Annotated in this window: 13 protein-coding genes; 7 read left to right on the top strand and 6 right to left on the bottom strand. The window is 63.5% G+C overall.

Annotated features, from left to right (window positions below; genetic code table 11):
• The first annotated feature begins 335 nt into the window (after positions 1 to 335).
• Positions 336 to 1,247 carry a hypothetical protein gene (locus L6639_RS27770; protein WP_237864807.1) on the top strand — a complete coding sequence of 304 codons (912 nt, stop codon included), beginning with the start codon at positions 336 to 338 and terminating at the stop codon, positions 1,245 to 1,247.
• Positions 1,248 to 1,360: 113 nt separating this feature from the next.
• Here L6639_RS27770 and L6639_RS27765 read toward each other — a convergent pair whose 3' ends face one another.
• On the bottom strand, positions 1,361 to 2,545 hold the full coding sequence (locus L6639_RS27765; RefSeq protein ID WP_237864806.1) for a response regulator transcription factor: 1,185 nt from the start codon (positions 2,543 to 2,545) through the stop codon (positions 1,361 to 1,363).
• Between the two features lie 494 nt (positions 2,546 to 3,039).
• On the opposite strand from L6639_RS27765, the gene L6639_RS27760 reads away from it, so the two are divergent.
• A complete protein-coding gene (locus L6639_RS27760; RefSeq protein WP_237864805.1) occupies positions 3,040 to 4,425 on the top strand; it encodes a hypothetical protein in 1,386 nt (461 codons plus the stop codon).
• Between the two features lie 239 nt (positions 4,426 to 4,664).
• Here the strand turns inward: L6639_RS27760 and edd are convergent, their stop codons facing one another.
• Genes edd through L6639_RS27740 form a run of 4 tightly spaced genes read right to left on the bottom strand, consistent with a single transcriptional unit; the run spans position 4,665 to position 10,307 of the window.
• On the bottom strand, positions 4,665 to 6,494 hold the full coding sequence (gene edd, locus L6639_RS27755) for a phosphogluconate dehydratase (protein ID WP_237864804.1): 1,830 nt from the start codon (positions 6,492 to 6,494) through the stop codon (positions 4,665 to 4,667).
• Between the two features lie 49 nt (positions 6,495 to 6,543).
• Positions 6,544 to 8,022: a glucose-6-phosphate dehydrogenase gene (gene zwf, locus L6639_RS27750; RefSeq protein ID WP_237864803.1), complete on the bottom strand. Its 1,479-nt coding sequence runs from the start codon at positions 8,020 to 8,022 to the stop codon at positions 6,544 to 6,546.
• A 58-nt stretch (positions 8,023 to 8,080) separates the two neighbouring features.
• Complete coding sequence (locus L6639_RS27745; RefSeq protein WP_237864802.1) at positions 8,081 to 9,151, bottom strand: carbohydrate kinase family protein; 1,071 nt, start codon at positions 9,149 to 9,151, stop codon at positions 8,081 to 8,083.
• Positions 9,072 to 10,307 (bottom strand): ROK family transcriptional regulator, encoded by a 1,236-nt coding sequence (locus tag L6639_RS27740; protein WP_377818954.1) that lies wholly within the window; start codon positions 10,305 to 10,307, stop codon positions 9,072 to 9,074. Before L6639_RS27740 ends, L6639_RS27745 begins: the two co-directional genes overlap by 80 nt.
• A gap of 215 nt (positions 10,308 to 10,522) precedes the next feature.
• On the opposite strand from L6639_RS27740, the gene L6639_RS27735 reads away from it, so the two are divergent.
• The 4 genes from L6639_RS27735 (at position 10,523) to L6639_RS27715 (ending at position 14,188) form a co-directional block, all read left to right on the top strand.
• On the top strand, positions 10,523 to 11,542 hold the full coding sequence (locus tag L6639_RS27735) for a sugar ABC transporter substrate-binding protein (RefSeq protein WP_237864800.1): 1,020 nt from the start codon (positions 10,523 to 10,525) through the stop codon (positions 11,540 to 11,542).
• A 117-nt stretch (positions 11,543 to 11,659) separates the two neighbouring features.
• Positions 11,660 to 12,742, top strand: a complete 1,083-nt coding sequence (locus tag L6639_RS27730; protein WP_237864799.1) for an ABC transporter permease — start codon at positions 11,660 to 11,662, stop codon at positions 12,740 to 12,742.
• A complete protein-coding gene (locus tag L6639_RS27725; RefSeq protein ID WP_237864798.1) occupies positions 12,739 to 13,545 on the top strand; it encodes an ATP-binding cassette domain-containing protein in 807 nt (268 codons plus the stop codon). The genes L6639_RS27730 and L6639_RS27725 overlap by 4 nt, the downstream gene beginning before the upstream one ends.
• 247 nt (positions 13,546 to 13,792) lie before the next feature.
• Positions 13,793 to 14,188, top strand: coding sequence for a lysozyme inhibitor LprI family protein (locus L6639_RS27715; RefSeq protein ID WP_237864797.1), 396 nt, complete (start codon positions 13,793 to 13,795; stop codon positions 14,186 to 14,188).
• Between the two features lie 25 nt (positions 14,189 to 14,213).
• Here L6639_RS27715 and L6639_RS27710 read toward each other — a convergent pair whose 3' ends face one another.
• On the bottom strand, positions 14,214 to 15,620 hold the full coding sequence (locus L6639_RS27710; RefSeq protein ID WP_237864796.1) for a DHA2 family efflux MFS transporter permease subunit: 1,407 nt from the start codon (positions 15,618 to 15,620) through the stop codon (positions 14,214 to 14,216).
• Between the two features lie 262 nt (positions 15,621 to 15,882).
• On the opposite strand from L6639_RS27710, the gene L6639_RS27705 reads away from it, so the two are divergent.
• Complete coding sequence (locus L6639_RS27705) at positions 15,883 to 16,191, top strand: hypothetical protein (RefSeq protein ID WP_237864795.1); 309 nt, start codon at positions 15,883 to 15,885, stop codon at positions 16,189 to 16,191.
• Positions 16,192 to 16,202 lie beyond the last annotated feature (11 nt).

Below are 16,202 nucleotides of genomic sequence, written 5' to 3'. Positions count from 1 at the left end.
TTGGCACGTGTCGCTCGTTCGGGCGCTGGATCAGATCATCATCGGCAGAGAACAGGCCGCCTCATTGGGCGGCCTGTTTCTTTTCGTGCCTCCGATCCTGCCGGCGGACACCACACGACGATCTGCGCCTCACGACATGGAGAGCATTCAGAGGGCAGGACGCAGCCCGCCTCCGCGGCCGTGAGCCAAAGCGGCGAGCTGGTGCGTAAACGGCCGGTTAACATGGTGTAAACACCTGTAAACGCTTGGGAATCTCGTGAACGGCGTGATGTGGCGGGAATACAGATGTGCAGGTGTGAATGGTCACATCCCATCCCGACGGCGGTGAGCTCCGGATGTTCAACCGCCGCGAACCAACCCTGGAGACAGTCATGTTACGCACTTCGACCCTTATGGCGATTGCCCTCGGTGTCACCACCATCGCTTCCGCCGCCACCCCGGCAGCGGCCTTGCCGTCGCAGGTCTTTGGTGGCGTCAGCCCGCACATCGCCGGGCAACTTCACCCAACAACCGGCGTGCAGGCGAGCCAGGACGCTGTTCATGTGTTGGCCCCCAAGAAACCCACCCCCCCTGCGCCCGAGGTGCCGATGAAAATTCCGCCGGGCCACGCGAAGACTTCACTCGACGGTAGGGCCGAGATCCCGGTGTCGAAGCTTCCCGTCGGGAGCCCGACGATGAAGCCGCCGCAGATCCCGGTCTCGGAATTGCCGCCGCCGCCCCACAAGCCTGGTCCCGGCGTCGACAATGTCTGCCCGCTCAATCCGTACAAGTGTCCGCCGAAGCAGAAGAAGGACGATGATGATTCAGATAAGGGCCACGGTCCGATCGTGATCCTGACGCCCCCGGTCGCCGTTCCGGTGCCGGTAGCCGTCCCCGCCGATCTCCCGGTGCACGTGGCCAATGCAAGCAGCGCCGGCGTCACCGCGCAAACGAGACCCGCTGTCAGTGCACAGCCCGCTGCTCCGCAGTGCCAGGCCGATGCCATTCCTGCACTCGCAGCGGGAATCGACGAATTGCTGCCCAACGCCCAACTCTCGAACGATGACCGCGCAAAGGTCGCCGAGCTTCGGCAGATGATTCAGGATCTGGCGACGGACGGAAAAGTGGCCGCCGCGCGCAACGTCGAAGAAGTTGCCATGTTCTATCTCGGCTACCAGAAGATCTGGCTCCAATGCGGGCTGGGCACCTTCGCCTGGGCGCCGGTCGTCTACAATGACGCGGTTCGGACCGCGGATCAGTCCAAATGAAGCCGCGGGGACTTGTGCAGGCGGAGGCAACGCGCCAACGTGTTGCCTCCGATTTCCTTTGAATACCATGTACCGATCATCAATGACGCCGCCGGCAAAGCGCGCGACGTCTGTCACTTCAAGTCGGACGCCGCGCCTGAGCGCCCGGCCAATTTAGCAAGTAGCTTGCCCTCCTGCGATTTTCCGAGCACGACCTCGTTCGGATGTTCCGCCAATATTTCGTGCGCCTCGCTCTCGTCGACGCCGGACAGGATCGCCAGTCGCTCGACCGTGCGCCAAGTGTATTGATTGTCCTGCAGCGCCGCGACCATGCGCTTGTAGACGGTCGCGCGCTGCTCTTCGCGCGAGGTCGTTGATTGCGAGGGCGTTGGCGAAGGCCGCAAGTCTGGCGAGGCCGCGAGCGTCGGCGACTGGGCATCTCGTTTCAGGGCCTCCCGATTGCTCCACTCCTTCCACCCAACGACGGTCATGACCAGTACGACGGCGAGCGCAGCAGCCACAGCGAACACCGGCAATCTGTTCGATCGTTGTCGATCGGAAGGCGGGGCAGGTGCATTCGATGCCTGGACCGCTGCCGACTGGGCCGTTGCAGGCTGATCGGGCGCGATGATGGCCTGCGGTCGGGCGGTGAACCTGTAACCCTCGCCGGGTACGGTCACGACGAGCCGCGGTGTTTTTGGGTCCGTCTCGATCTTGCGCCGCAGGCGCGAGATCAGCACGTCGACACTGCGGTCTTCGGGCTCCGCGCCGCGACCGGTCACGACGCGCGTGAGTTCGTCGCGCGAGAGCACGCGGCCCGGGTTTTGCGCGAACGCCAGCAACAGGGAAAACTCCGCGCGGGTCAGCGTCATTTCCTTGCCCCGCGCGTCGAGGCAGGTGCGTGCACCGGCGTCGAGCGTATAACCCTCGAAGCGGAGGAGCTGCGGGGTGGAAGGCGCTTCGCGGGCCGCGACCGGACGCAGCACGGACTTGACCTTGGCCAGCACGTCCTGCTCGCTCAATGGCAGCGTGATGCAGAGATCCGACGAGACTGGCGGTTCACCGGCCGCAGCGATGTTGTCGGGCGTCCCGAAAAACATGACGTGCTCGACCGCGTCCTCAAGCTTGTGTGCGAGTTCGATACCCGAGCCCTGCGGTGCCACAATCGCCAGGGCGATGGTGGCTTTTGCAACGACCTCGTGCGCACGCTTCGGGCTCTCGGCGAGTTCGACGGCGTAGCCGGCCTGAATCAGCCAGCGGGCAACCGTCGCGCGAAGCGAGGCATCGTCTGCAACGATCAGGATTCCCGGTTTCACCATGCGCCAACAAGATCCGCTGACACGGACTCTTCTCGGCGATCGGATCCCCTCTTAGGCGACATGCTCATCGGCTCCCCCTCACGGGCAACTATAGCAAAAACTCTTGAAAGCGGTTCGGCGCGGCGATGGCGCGCGGGCCGCAAGATCATCACCTCGCACAGCGCACGCCGAAAAATCCGCCAAATCTGGATGCGGCGCGATTAATGGGCGGTGAACCGGATGTAAACGCCTGTAAATGCATCTGAATCCAAAAAACGCGCGAAGTGGCTGCGGCGACTGAAAGGCAAGGTGTGAATAGTCACATCCTGTCAAAATAGGAGCCTATCATGTCTCGTCGTTCGATGTTGCTTGCAACCACCATCTTCATCGCTGTCGGTTCGCTGACGGCCGTTGGCCCGGCGTCTGCCCACGGCTTCGGCGGATTTGGCGGCGGCGCCGCGTTTGCATCCAGACCGCCTATGGTCGCCGCCGTGCCACAGGCTCCCGCGCGATCGATGAACAGCTTCAACGGCGGCCGGTTCGATCGACCTGCTTCGGTCAGTTCGACCACAGCTGTATCCGAACGGGGAAAAATAATTCTGAATGGCGGGCAGAGCGTGGCACCGGGCGCGAAAAGCTCGATCAACCCGCAACCACTGCCGCCGAGGGTCGAGCAACAAACGACCGGTGGCGGCACCATCTTTCAACCGGGCTCGCGCGTCATGATCAATCCCGCCGCTTCGGCCGCCACCGGCATCCAGCGTCCATTCATCGATGCCGCCGGGATTGTCAGGTCGAACGATTCCATCGCCGCGATCAGGAATGCCGAAGAACTGCGCGGCAGGCTGCCGAGGCCTGGCACGACGAACAACGTGCCCAACGTGGCCGGAGCGGATGGACTCGTCGTGGGACAGTACCAGTCGGGTGGCATTCCGAAAGTGCCCGGCGTGAAGAATCCGGACGGACCGGACGTCAATCTTCCCGGCTCGCAATTCAACCAGCACGGGCCGCGTGAAGTGCCGGGCTTTGGCGATGGCACCGGAGGCGCCGGGCATTTGAATGTGCCAGGGTCGATGGACCAGCATGGCGTCGACGACGCCAACAAGAAACTCTCCGAGTTGGAGAAAGCGGACCAGCAACTGTTGAATCAAGCCACCAAGGGCGGCGTCAATTCGCTCAATACGTCGGCCGGCCTCACACCCGGCGAACGGGAATCGGACAAGCATGGTGCCGAAACGGGTAGCGGCGCTGCAGGCGCGAACTTCGTCAACACCGGCAAGCCGGTCGATCCCGTCGTCAACACGGGAAAGCCGATGAAGGTCTGGACGTCGAAGGGATCGGACGGGAACGGCGGCACGGTCGTCGTAACCAACGCGAGCAGCGACACGCTCGACCAGACGACGATCGTGCACACCACCAAGGATGGCAAGACGACGACGAAGACCACCAGTTACGTCCCCAATACCGGGACAGTCATCTGGACCAACACGACGACGACCGGCGGCGACGGCAAGAACAACACGCCCAACGACGACTCCAGCAACAGCCATGACATCGGCGGCATCGCGGCCGGCAGCTCGCTCGGCAGAATGGGCCAGGGTGGCGGCACGGACAACAACGGCACCGAGTCCGCGAGCAGCCAAGCCAGCCAGCTTGCGCCTGGCACAACGTCCGGCCGCACCGGCAATGGAGACGGCAATGACGGTCGTGGCGACAATAATCATGCCGGTAACGACGGCACGCTGGCGGCGGGATCGATCCTCGCGCGCAAGGAGAATGGCGACGGCGGCAGCTCGGACACGCGTGAGGGTGGCACTTCGATGGGTGGCGTGAAAGTCCAGCCGGGCGGCGGTAATCCCAGCCAGTCAAATCTGATAGCGGGTGCCGCTATGGCGCATTGAGATCGAACGAGTTCGCTTGTCTCAAGATGCGTTTGGGGGCTGACCACGTCAGCCCCCAAACGATCGTACGGCGCGCACCAATCAAATCGTAGCTCAAGCCGAATGCCGGTATTGCGTTGGTTGCGTATTCCCGTGCAATGCTGACTGATCGTCTCCTCCGCAAGCAAGACACCTCCTCTACGGCGCGCGGCGGTCCGTAGACGTATCGAAATCTCAACTCCGCTGGCCGCCTATTGCATTTACGCCACAAAAACGCTTGCGCCGCGATCTGCGCAGCTGACGCGCTCGCGGAAGAAGCCGAAGAGCTCGCGGCCAATCCCTGTATGCGCCGCGGAGAGATCGGCTTGCGCGCAGGTTCGCGTGGCCCAGTCGCTCGGGGCGACGAGCACGTCAAGCCGACCGGTTTTGGCGTCGAGCCTGATGACGTCGCCATCGCGAATCCGCGCAATCTCACCGCCGTCAGCCGCTTCAGGCGTGACGTGTATGGCCGTGGGGACCTTACCCGAGGCGCCCGAAAGCCGCCCATCGGTCACGAGTGCCACTCTCAGCCCGCGGTCCTGAAGGACGCCGAGGAGCGGCATCAGCTTGTGCAGCTCCGGCATTCCGTTTGCCTTGGGACCCTGGAAGCGCACGACGGCAATCAGATCATTCGTGAGCTCGCCTGCAGCGAAGCTCCGTTGCAGATCCTCCTGGGAATGGAAGACACGAGCCGGCGCTTCGATCACATGGCGCTGCGGCGCGACCGCGGATGTCTTGACGACGGCGCGTCCGAGATTGCCGTTCAGAACCCGAAGGCCGCCTGATGCCTGGAACGGGTCACCGATCTCTCGGAGCACGGCAGAATCGCCGCTTGCAGCCGGCCCATCGTGCCACGTCAGCGCTCCCTCGGCATCGAGCCGCGGCTCTTGCAGGTACGCATCAAGCCCGGCGCCGCAGACGGTCAGGGCGTCGCTGTGCAGGAGCCCGGCAGCAAGCAACTGCCGGATCAGGAAGCTCATCCCGCCGGCGGCATGAAAATGGTTCACGTCTGCGGAGCCGTTGGGATAGATGCGCGCGATCAGCGGCGTCACCTCGGCAAGGTCGGCGAAATCGTCCCAGGTCAAAGTGAGGCCGGCCGCCGCGGCCATGGCAACCAGATGCAGCGTCAGATTGGTCGAACCGCCGGTGGCATGCAGTCCGACGATGCCGTTGACGAAGGCGCGCTCGTCGAGTACGCGACCGATCGGGATGTATTGATTGCCGAGCGAAGTGATGTCCAATGCGCGCTCGGTCGCGGCACAGGTGAGCGCATCGCGCAAGGGCGTGTTCGGATTCACGAAGGATGCGCCCGGCAGCTGCAGGCCCATGATCTCCATCAGCATCTGGTTGGTATTGGCGGTCCCGTAGAAAGTACAGGTCCCCGCGCCGTGATAGGCCTGCGCCTCGGCTTGCAGCAAAGCGTCGCGGCCGACCTTTCCTTCCGCGTAAGCCTGCCGGATCTTTGCTTTTGCGTCATTGGCCAGGCCCGACGTCATCGGACCTGAAGGAATGAAGACTGCAGGGAGATGCCCGAACGAGAGGGCGCCGATCACGAGGCCCGGCACGATCTTGTCGCAAATACCGAGAAATACCGCGGCGTCGAAAGTCTGGTGTGACAGCGCGACCGCGGTGGACAAGGCTATGACCTCGCGCGAGAACAGCGAGAGCTCCATTCCCGCTTCGCCCTGGGTGATGCCGTCGCACATGGCCGGAACTCCGCCTGCGACCTGGGCAACGCCACCGGCTTCGCGCGCGCTCCGTCGGATGAGCTCAGGGAAACGTTCGTAGGGCTGATGCGCCGACAGCATATCGTTGTAGGCCGTGACAATTCCGAGACTGGGGACGCGACCATCCTGCATCAGGGTTTTGTCGTGCGCGCCGCAAGCCGCGAAGGCATGGGCCTGGTTGGCGCATCCCAGCCGCCGGCGTACCGGCGCGCTCGCCGCGTTCGCAACGCGGTCGAGATACCGTTGTCGGCTATCACGGCTGCGCCTGATGATGCGATCCGTCACCTCGCCGACCCGCGCATTGACCCTTGCTGCGATCGTCATACTGGCCTCCTGTTTGCGGGTTTGGCATTGGCGATGCACTGCCCCGTGGTCACGGACCGTCCTCCATCCATGTTCGACCGTCGCGTTCGATCAGTGCGACGGCAGCGGAGGGACCCCAGCTGCCGGCAACATAGGGGCGCGGGATTTCATTCGTCTGGCTCCACGCCTGACGGATCGGGTCGATCCAGCGCCAAGCCGCCTCGACTTCGTCCCGGCGCATGAACAGGGTCGCGTCTCCGCGGACCACGTCCATCAATAGCCGTTCGTAAGCGTCCGGTACCGAGACGTCGAACGCTTCCGCAAAGCTCATGTCGAGAGGGACATACTGCAATCGCATGCCGCCCGGTCCGGGCTCCTTGATCATGAGCCAGAGCTTGATTCCCTCGTCAGGCTGCAGGCGGATGGCGAGCCTCGTCTGCACCGCCTTTCCCGAATTCAAATTGAAGATCGAATGCGGAACCTTTCTGAAGGTCACGACGATCTCGGAACTGCGCTGCTGCAGCCGCTTTCCCGTGCGCAGATAGAAGGGAACGCCGGTCCAGCGCCAATTCGCAACGGCAGCCTTGAGCGCGACGAAAGTCTCGGTCGAGCTTTGGCGATCATCGATCTCTTCCGCGTAACCGGGGACGGCGATGCCGTTGCATGCGCCCGGGCGGTATTGACCCGGCACGGTCAGGGACGCCGCGTTTGTCTCGTCGATCCGCTCGAGCGATTTCAGGATCTTGAGTTTCTCGTCGCGTACGGCATCGGCTTCGAGCGAATGTGGCGGCTCCATCGCCACCAGACAGAGCAGCTGCAGAAGGTGGTTCTGAACCATGTCGCGCAGCGCGCCGGATTTGTCGTAGTAGGGGCCGCGTTCCTCCACGCCGATGGACTCGGCGACCGTGATCTGCACATGGTCGATGTGGGCTGCATTCCACAGCGGTTCGAACAGCGCATTGGCAAAGCGCAGCGCCATCAGATTTTGCACGGTCTCCTTGCCTAGATAGTGATCGATCCGGTAGACGCGCTTCTCCGGGAAGATCATCCCGACGGCTTGATTGAGCCGGATCGCGGATTCGAGATCCTTGCCGATCGGCTTCTCGATGACGATGCGGGAATCGCCTGTTGAAAGACCGTAGTGACCGAGCCTTTCGCAGATCGGTCCGAACAGATGCGGTGCCGTCGCCAGATAGTGGACCTGGATGCGGTCGGCATAGGCTGATAGAAGGCCCGCGAGTTCGGTCCAGCCGTTCTCGCCTTCCGCATCGGCAGCCATGTAGGAGATGCGGGCCAGGAAGCGATCGAGTTCGGGTCCCGTCGTCTCCGATGCCGGCACATGTTTGACGATCGCCTCGCGCACCATCGCGAGGAAGTCATCCTGCGGCATTGCACCGCGCGCGACGCCGAGAATGGTTGCTTCATCCGGCAACTGACCCGCAAAATCGCGGCGAAACAGCGCCGGCAACAGCTTTCGGCGTGCGAGATCACCTGTCACGCCGAAAACGGTCAGGACGAAGGGGGCCACCGGGATGACGCGGCTTGTCATGCCCACCGCCTTTTCAATTCGAACCCCTTTGATGTGCCCCGTTGTGTCCGTCACTCTGTCAAGCATGGCATGGCTCCGTACTCGCATCGATATCGGCGGCGGTGGGCATGTCGGCTCCATCGCGGGATACCGTGATGGCCGCGGCAGCCGTCGCGTAAGCGAGCAACTCGCGGATTGCCGGCAGGTCGAGCGCCGCGATGGCTTCAGGACGGAGCCGGCCGGTTTTCGCAAGCTGCGCAAGCAGCGCGGCGTGGAATGTGTCGCCGGCGCCCACGGTGTCGCGCACGATCGCGGAACGACCGGGCACCGAGACGCTGCCAGTGGTCGAAAAGGCGGTTGCTCCCTTTGCTCCTTCAGTCACGACCACCAGCTGCGCACCGCACGCGAGCCAGTAGGCGGCCGCATCGGCTATCGAGGCGCGACCGCCCCACGCAATGCGGACATCCTCGTCGCTCGCCTTGATCATTGTGGCGGTTCGGTAGAAGCGTTCCGCGGCGTCGGCCCAGCCTTTCATGTTGCCGACGACGGTCGGTCGCACGTTTGGATCGACGCTGATGACGCGGCGGCCATGCTCGCGCTCGGCGAGCGCGGCGAACGTGGTGCCGACCGGCTCGACAGCCATGGAATAGGAGCCAAAGGTCAGAGCCTGAATATCGTCCGGCAGCGTGCGGGGCAGGTGGGCAAGCCCTAGCGAGCGGTCTGCCGCCCCATCGCCGTGGAAAGTGTAGTTCGGCTGGCCATCGTCGGTCGTCACCACGATCGAGATCGGGGACGGCCGATCGGTGCGCACAACAAAACGCCCATCGACGTCCTCGCGAGCGAGCCTGTCTGCGAGAAACGCGCCGAAGTGATCGCGCGAAATGCCACTCAGGAGGGCCGTTCGAACCCCGAGCCGGGCGAGGCCAACAGCAACATTGAAGGGGGAGCCGCCGGCAACGGCATGGGTCGTCATGTTGGACCCGCCGTGCGCCCTCACAAATAGATCGATCACGGCTTCGCCGCAGACAAGAATCATGATGTGCGACCCACGTTCATCAGGATGACCATGCTCAATCCTTGAAGAGCACGTCGTGGTCGCGAGCGAACGCCGCGAGCAACGGCAGCGCCGCGCCGCCGATCGCGCGCGCATCGCGCCCGATCGAGCCTTCCACCACCACAGCGTCGGTGAGGCCTTGCCGGTCCATGCGGGTCCAATGTTCGTTTGTGCGCTCGACGAGACGACGGCGCACATCGACCGGAAAGGCCCCGTCGATAATGACGGCTTCAAAGTCGATCACTGCGAGCAGGGCGGTGATCGCCTGCGCCAGCGCCGCGGCAGCCTCGGAAAGCCACGCTTCGAGCGGCTCCTCGAAGCTCGACCAGTCGTTGGGCGAGAGCCAGATATCGGTGCCGGGTCGGCCGGCGGCGATCAGCCGGCGCTCGAGCTGATAGATGGAAGCGGTGCGGATCAGCTGCTGAAGGCTTGCCTCGCCGTTTTCCTCCCGTCGCATGATCGGCATGGAGCCGAGCGCGCCGGCATTGCTGCTGCGGCCCGGGAAGAGGCTGCCGTTCAGAACGATGCCGCCGCCGATGAAGGTGCCAATGTACAAATAGGCGAAATCCCGATACGCCGCGCCGGCACCGAAGGTGAGTTCGGCTGCGCATGCCGAAGTCGCGTCGTTGCAGACGCGCACCGGCCAAGGAGCGAAACGGCGCGACAGTTCGGCGCCGACGTTGAAGTCACGCCATTTGCCGAGCGCGCCGGGTGGTGTCTGCAGATCAGCTTCCCAGTTCCACAACTCGAACCGCATTGCGACGCCGATGCCGCTGATCCTGCCACGCTGGGCGTCGGGCAATTCGGCGAGAAGGCCCGGCATCTCGCGTTCGGCAAAGGCCATGATCTCTTCGGGCGCGGGGTAGGAATAGATCATGCGTCGCCTGGCACGGATGCCGGCGGTGAAGTCCATCAACACCAGATCCGAGCTGCGCCGGCCGATCATCAAACCCAATCCGAATGCGCCGTCCGGATTGAGCGAATAGGGGACCGAAGGCTGGCCGATGCGGCCTCGCTGCGGCTCGCCCGGTAGGAGCAGTCCATCGGCTTCCAGCCGATTGATGATCACGGTCGTGGTTTGGGTCGAAAGGCCAGTGAGGCGCGCGATCTCGACCTTGGCGAGACTACGATGGCGCCGAATGAGGGAAAGGATCAGGCGCTCGTTGTACAGTCGCACGCCGCTTTGAGTGGTGCCGCGGCTGTCGCCCGGGAAGGCCACCGTAGCTCCAGCAACCGGTGCTGTTTCTTCCATTCTCGGCTCCTCACAATGGGGAATCTGTCCTTGTGACAGGTCGATTGGCCCATTCCCGGCAGTCGGCCGCAACAATGAACGCAATCAGCGATGCCTGTCAATTAATAAGTCGGGATGATTTATTTATTGACAAGGTCGTTTGGCGCTCTCTAGGATGCCCCAACACGCGGTCGAAACCGTGCAGGCCAACAAGGCGTCAAACGAGGAGGGAATAGATGCGTCAGTCACTCGGACTATTCACAGCATTCGCGCTGGCTCTGGGCGGCACGAGCAGTTTCGCGGCCGACAAGCCGATCGTGGGTCTCATCACCAAGACCAACACCAATCCGTTCTTCGTGAAGATGAAGGCCGGCGCCGACGAGGCGGCGAAGGCGAATGATGTCGAGCTGCGCTCGTTTGCCGGAAAGGTCGATGGCGACAACGAGAGCCAGGTCGCGGCCATCGAGAACCTGATCGCCGCCGGTGCCAAGGGCATCCTGATCACGCCGAACGACTCCCGTGCGATCGTCCCGGCTGTCGAGAAGGCGCGGGCGGCGGGCATTCTGGTCATCGCCCTCGACACGCCGCTTGATCCGGCCAATGCGGCGGATGCGACGTTTGCCACCGACAATTTTCTGGCAGGTGAAATGATCGGCCAATGGGCCGCCAAGACGCTGGGCGCCAAGGCGGCATCGGCGAAGATTGCGCTGCTCGACCTCAACGTGAACCAGATCTCGGTTGATGTTGCCCGCGATCAGGGCTTTCTGAAAGGTTTTGGCATCAATCTCGGCAACCCCGCCAAGATCGGTGACGAGAAGGATACGCGTATCGTCGGTCACGATGTGACGCTCGGCAGCGAGGAGGGTGGCCGCAAGGCAATGGAGAACCTGCTCCAGAAGAATCCCGACATCTCGCTCGTCTATACAATCAACGAGCCTGCGGCGGCGGGAGCCTACGAGGCCCTGCGCTCGGTCGGCCGCGACAAGGATGTGCTGATCGTTTCCGTCGACGGCGGTTGCCCCGGCGTGCGCAACGTGAAGGACGGCGTCATCGGTGCCACCTCGATGCAGTTCCCACTGCTGATGGCGGCGAAGGGGGTCGAGGCGGTGAAGACTTTTGCCGCCGGCGGCGGCAAGCCGAAAGCGTCGCCCGGTCTCGACTTCGTCAACACCGGCGTCGAGCTCGTTACCGACAAGCCGGTCGGCGAAATGCCGTCGATCGACAGCGCTGCCGCCTTGAAGAAGTGCTGGGGCTGATCGCAGCTTCGACTTGTAGCCAACGGCAAGAATTGGCGCCCGCGAGCCGGGCGCCAAAGCCGGAAACCGTTCCGCGATTGGACGGGCAGATCTCTGCATGCAACGAGGAAAATGGCCATGACCGATATCGGCAGTAGCCGCCCGGCCGCCCAGGCCTTCGAGCTCGTGCTCGACAAGGGCGAGAGTCGCGTGGCCGAATTCGAGGTTCGTGCGAGATCGCCGCTGCAGAAGCTTCAGCACTTCCTGCACGCCAATCCGACGGCGGTGCCGGCAATCGTGCTCCTGCTCAGCGTCGCAGCATTCGGCTTCACCGTCGGCTCGCGTTTTCTGTCGATGTTCAACCTGTCGCTGATCATCCAGCAGGTCACGATCATCGGCGTGATCGGGGCGGCACAGACGTTGATCGTGATCACCGCCGGCATCGATCTCTCTGTTGGGGCCATCATGGTGCTGTGCTCCGTCATCATGGGCAAGCTCGCGGTCACCGTGGGATTGCCAGCTCCCATCGCGCTCGTTGTCGGCGTTGCCGCGGGTGCCGGCTGCGGCGTGCTCAACGGTACGCTGGTGACCCGGCTCAAGCTGCCGCCGTTCATCGTCACGCTCGGGACGTGGTCGATCTTTTTTGCTCTCAACCTTTGGTATTCGGCGTCTGAGACCATCCGCTCGCAGGAGGTCGCGAAAATCGCCCCGTTGCTGCAAGCATTGGGAACGCCGGTCAACGTTCTTGGCGCCCGTTTCACCTACGGCTCCTTCTTCATGGTCGGGCTCGTGGCGTTGATCTGGTTCGTGCTGAATCGCACGGCCTTCGGACGCCATCTCTACGCGGTGGGCGACGATCCTGATGCGGCGCGGCTTTCCGGCATCCGGACGGACCGCATTCTCTTTAGTGTCTACGTGATCGCCGGTGTGATTTGCGCACTTGGCGCATGGGCATTGATCGGGCGCATTGGCTCGATCAGCCCGCAGGCCGGGCAGACAGCCAACCTGGACAGCATCACTGCGGTGGTCGTCGGTGGCGCTAGTCTGTTCGGCGGGCGTGGTTCGATTATCGGCACGCTGATCGGCGCTCTGATCGTCGGCGTATTTCGCAACGGGCTCGCGTTGTCCGATGTCGACGTGCTCTGGCAGGAATTTGCCGTCGGCTGGCTGATCATCATCGCAGTGGCGCTTGATCAATGGATTCGCAAGGTGTCTGCATGAGCACAGGATCGAACGTTCCCGGAGCATTGCCACTCCTGCAGGCGCGCGGCCTCAACAAGCGCTATGGCCGCGTGACGGCGCTCGATCATGCCGATTTCGATCTCTATCCAGGCGAAATCCTGGCTGTGATCGGAGACAATGGTGCCGGAAAATCATCGCTGATCCGCGCGCTCTCAGGCGCACTCGTTCCTGATTCAGGCGAGATCAAGCTCGCCGGCAAGACGGTCGCATTTCGTTCGCCGCTTGACGCTCAGGCGGCCGGCATCGAGACCGTTTACCAGACGCTTGCTCTGTCGCCGAGCCTATCGATCGCCGACAATATGTTCCTCGGCCGCGAATTGCGCCGGGCCGGGCCGCTCGGCACGATCTGCCGCATGCTCGATCGCAAGGCCATGCAACGCATCGCCCGCGAGAAACTCACCGAGCTTGGTCTCATGACCGTGCAGAGCATCAACCAGCGCGTCGAGACCTTGTCGGGCGGTCAGCGCCAGGGCGTGGCGGTGGCAAGGGCGGCGGCCTTCGGCTCGCGCGTTGTCATCATGGACGAACCGACCGCAGCGCTCGGGGTCAAGGAATCGCGTCGCGTGTTGGAATTGATCCTCGATGTGCGGCGGCGAGGCGTTTCGGTCGTCCTGATCAGCCACAACATGCCGCATGTGTTCGAGATCGCCGATCGCATCCATATCCACCGTCTCGGTCGCCGGCTCACGGTGATCGATCCCAAGGCCTACACAATGTCGGATGCGGTCGCCTTCATGACCGGCGCTCGGGCACCGATCGAAGTCGCAGCGGCTTCCGCCTGAATGCCGCGGGTAGCCGGGAAGGGCTTGGTGTTCGGCCCGACCTGTCCGCCTGGAGCAAGGCGATCGCCAATGGTCGTGCCCTGGCAGCTGTTACCGGCGCCGATTGGCTGCGCCGTGCAGAGCACGGCTTTGCCATCGTGGCGGCACTTTGACTCTCGATGCCAATGTCGTTGCCTTTCAAAGTCGTCGCGAAATAGCCATAACACGCGGGCCAGGTTTCGGCAGACAGACGCATGAGACCGTTACGATGCTCTGGAAATCATCTCTTGTTTTGGCAGCAGCGCTCTATGTCGCCGCATTTTCTGCAAGCGCGCAGCAGAATGCGGAGTTCGATGCGTGCGTGGCCCAGGCCGACGGCGTTTCCTCCAAAATGTTGGATTGCGGCAAAGCCGACATCGATAAGTGGGACGTGAGGCTGAATGCCGCCTATCAGACCCTTATGCATAGGTCCGCGGACAAGACGCGGGCGCAATTGCAGCAGGAGCAGAGGACTTGGCTCAAACACCATTTGACCAAGACCCGCCGTCTGGCTGCTGATCCCGGCAATGGGTCCGTCGCATTTCTCGACTCCCAGTCTTTTGAATTGGATGACCTGGTCGCGCGAACGTTGCAGCTTGAAAAGCGCGTCAGCGGGACGCCTTGATCGCAAAACTCCATCATTGTAAGCGTCACGCGTCTTGCGGCGCGGCGGCGACAGCGGCCCGTCGCCGTGCCGGCAGGAAACATCCCGCAATCGCGCCGGCCAGTGATAGCGTTGCGGCAAGCCGCATCGCCGCGGCGAATCCGCTATCGAAATGCGCGGCCGAGTAGGCCCCGCCGTGGGCCGAGAAGCTGGCCACCAGCGCTGCGATGCCGAACATGCCGCCGAGGAAGCGGCCCATGTTGAAGACGCCGGACGCCTTGCCCATTTCGGCCACCGCGACCGAGCTTAGAATGGCGTTCTGCGCGGCTGGCATCGCCATCGAGACGCCGATGCCGGCCAGCACCAGCGGTGCCACCAGAGCGGAGTAGGTCACCGCGGGACTCGCGATCTCAGCGATCCAGCCGAGGCCGATCGCCTGCATCAACAATCCCATCACCACCAGCGGCCGCTCGCCGAGCCTGTTGACGACTGCGCCGGCGATCGGGGAGGTGACGAACAGCGTCGCCGTCCAGGGCAGCAGGCGAAGTCCGGCGCTGAAGGCGTCGAAGCCCAGCGTGGTCTGCAGGAACTGCGGCAGCAGGAACAAGACGCCGTACATCGCAGCGTAGAACAGCACGCTTGCCGCCATGCCCGAGGCGAGGGCGCGCGACGCAAACAGTCGCATCGGCACCATCGGCGCGGCCGCGCGCAATTCCCAGAGTACGAAGCCCGCCGTGAACACCAGGCCTGACATCAGCGTGCCCATGACCTCGGCGCTCGTCCATCCCACGGCATTGCCGCGCAACAGGCTCCAGACCAGCGCGAGCGCCGAAAGGGCAACGAGCAGTAGTCCGGGAATGTCCAACGCGGCAGTAGGTCCGAAGCTTTCGCGCAAGCGTGTCCGCACCAGGGCGATCGCGATCAGGCCGATCGGCAGGTTGATCCAGAACACCCAGCGCCAGCCGAAATGTTCGGTGATGAAGCCGCCGATGGCCGGGCCGATGATCAGCGCGCAGCCGGTGAGGCTGCCGAAAATGCCGAGCGCGCGGGCGCGCTCCTCCCGGCCGAACGTGCCGCTCAGGATTGCCATCGCAAGCGGCATCACCAGCGCGGCGCCGGCGCCTTGCAGCGCACGGGCAGCGATCAGCGCGGCGGCGTTGCCCGCCAGCGCACAGGCGGCCGATGCAACGACGAACAGGGCGATCCCGGCGGCGAACATGCGGCGGCGACCGAAGCGATCGCCGAGAGCGGCGCCGGTCAGGAGCAGCACCGCGAAGATCAAGTTGAAGGCGTTGACGGTCCATTGCAGCGTCTCGACCGGGCTGCCGAAATCGGCGCGGATGGCCGCGAACGCCGTCGTAATGATCATGGCGTCCAGCGCCATCATGAAGGATGCCAGCGCGGTGACGCCAAGCACCCAATTCTTCTCGGCGCGATCGGTTGGGGTCTGCATTGCCCACTCTCCGTGTCTCGCGCCGCCCTGTCGCGGCGCGTTCTGCGGGTGAGACGCGGCCAACGAGGCAAAGGGTGCGCCCGGAAATAATCTTTTGCGGACCGAATCCTTTGGTAACGGGCAAACGTCTTTGGGGTGACGCGGCCATTGACGCGAGCTTGATCCGGGAAAATCGCGGCCCGGACTTCCGGGAAGGTCGTGCTAAAGTCGACGATGGCGCGTGACGAGCAACTGGGTCGCAACATGAGCTGAGGAGCGCGTAATGAGAAGGACGTTGATCAGATACAAGGCCAAGCCGGAGCTGGCCGATCGGAACGCCGAGCTGGTTGCCGCCGTATTCGCGGAATTGAAGGCGGCGGGGCCCGCCGGCGTGCGCTATCTGACGCTGCGGCTGGAGGATGACACCTTCATCCATCTTGTCGAGGCCGCAGCCGAAGACGGCTCGAGCCCGATCCCGAAGCTGAAAGCGTTTCAGGCGTTCCAGGACGGCATCCGTGACCGCTGCGCGGAGCCGCCGCTGGTTCGTGATGTGAAGATCGTCGGCAATTATCGTATGCTGGACGAGTCCTGACCAGGCGAGAT

It is taken from the genome of Bradyrhizobium zhengyangense (genome assembly GCF_022012555.1).
Taxonomy (GTDB): Bacteria; Pseudomonadota; Alphaproteobacteria; order Rhizobiales; family Xanthobacteraceae; genus Bradyrhizobium; species Bradyrhizobium zhengyangense.
This window is presented reverse-complemented; position numbering and strand designations above follow the sequence as displayed.

Excerpts from the sequence above, each read along its gene's own strand:
- L6639_RS27770 (WP_237864807.1), top strand. The coding sequence starts at position 336 with ATGTTCAACCGCCGCGAACCAACCCTGGAGACAGTCATGTTACGCACT.
- L6639_RS27765 (WP_237864806.1), bottom strand. The coding sequence starts at position 2,545 with ATGGTGAAACCGGGAATCCTGATCGTTGCAGACGATGCCTCGCTTCGC.
- L6639_RS27760 (WP_237864805.1), top strand. The coding sequence starts at position 3,040 with ATGAACAGCTTCAACGGCGGCCGGTTCGATCGACCTGCTTCGGTCAGT.
- edd (WP_237864804.1), bottom strand. The coding sequence starts at position 6,494 with ATGACGATCGCAGCAAGGGTCAATGCGCGGGTCGGCGAGGTGACGGAT.
- zwf (WP_237864803.1), bottom strand. The coding sequence starts at position 8,022 with ATGACAAGCCGCGTCATCCCGGTGGCCCCCTTCGTCCTGACCGTTTTC.
- L6639_RS27745 (WP_237864802.1), bottom strand. The coding sequence starts at position 9,151 with ATGCGCGCGCGATCGGCGGCGCGGCGCTGCCGTTGCTCGCGGCGTTCG.
- L6639_RS27740 (WP_377818954.1), bottom strand. The coding sequence starts at position 10,307 with ATGGAAGAAACAGCACCGGTTGCTGGAGCTACGGTGGCCTTCCCGGGC.
- L6639_RS27735 (WP_237864800.1), top strand. The coding sequence starts at position 10,523 with ATGCGTCAGTCACTCGGACTATTCACAGCATTCGCGCTGGCTCTGGGC.
- L6639_RS27730 (WP_237864799.1), top strand. The coding sequence starts at position 11,660 with ATGACCGATATCGGCAGTAGCCGCCCGGCCGCCCAGGCCTTCGAGCTC.
- L6639_RS27725 (WP_237864798.1), top strand. The coding sequence starts at position 12,739 with ATGAGCACAGGATCGAACGTTCCCGGAGCATTGCCACTCCTGCAGGCG.
- L6639_RS27715 (WP_237864797.1), top strand. The coding sequence starts at position 13,793 with ATGCTCTGGAAATCATCTCTTGTTTTGGCAGCAGCGCTCTATGTCGCC.
- L6639_RS27710 (WP_237864796.1), bottom strand. The coding sequence starts at position 15,620 with ATGCAGACCCCAACCGATCGCGCCGAGAAGAATTGGGTGCTTGGCGTC.
- L6639_RS27705 (WP_237864795.1), top strand. The coding sequence starts at position 15,883 with ATGAGAAGGACGTTGATCAGATACAAGGCCAAGCCGGAGCTGGCCGAT.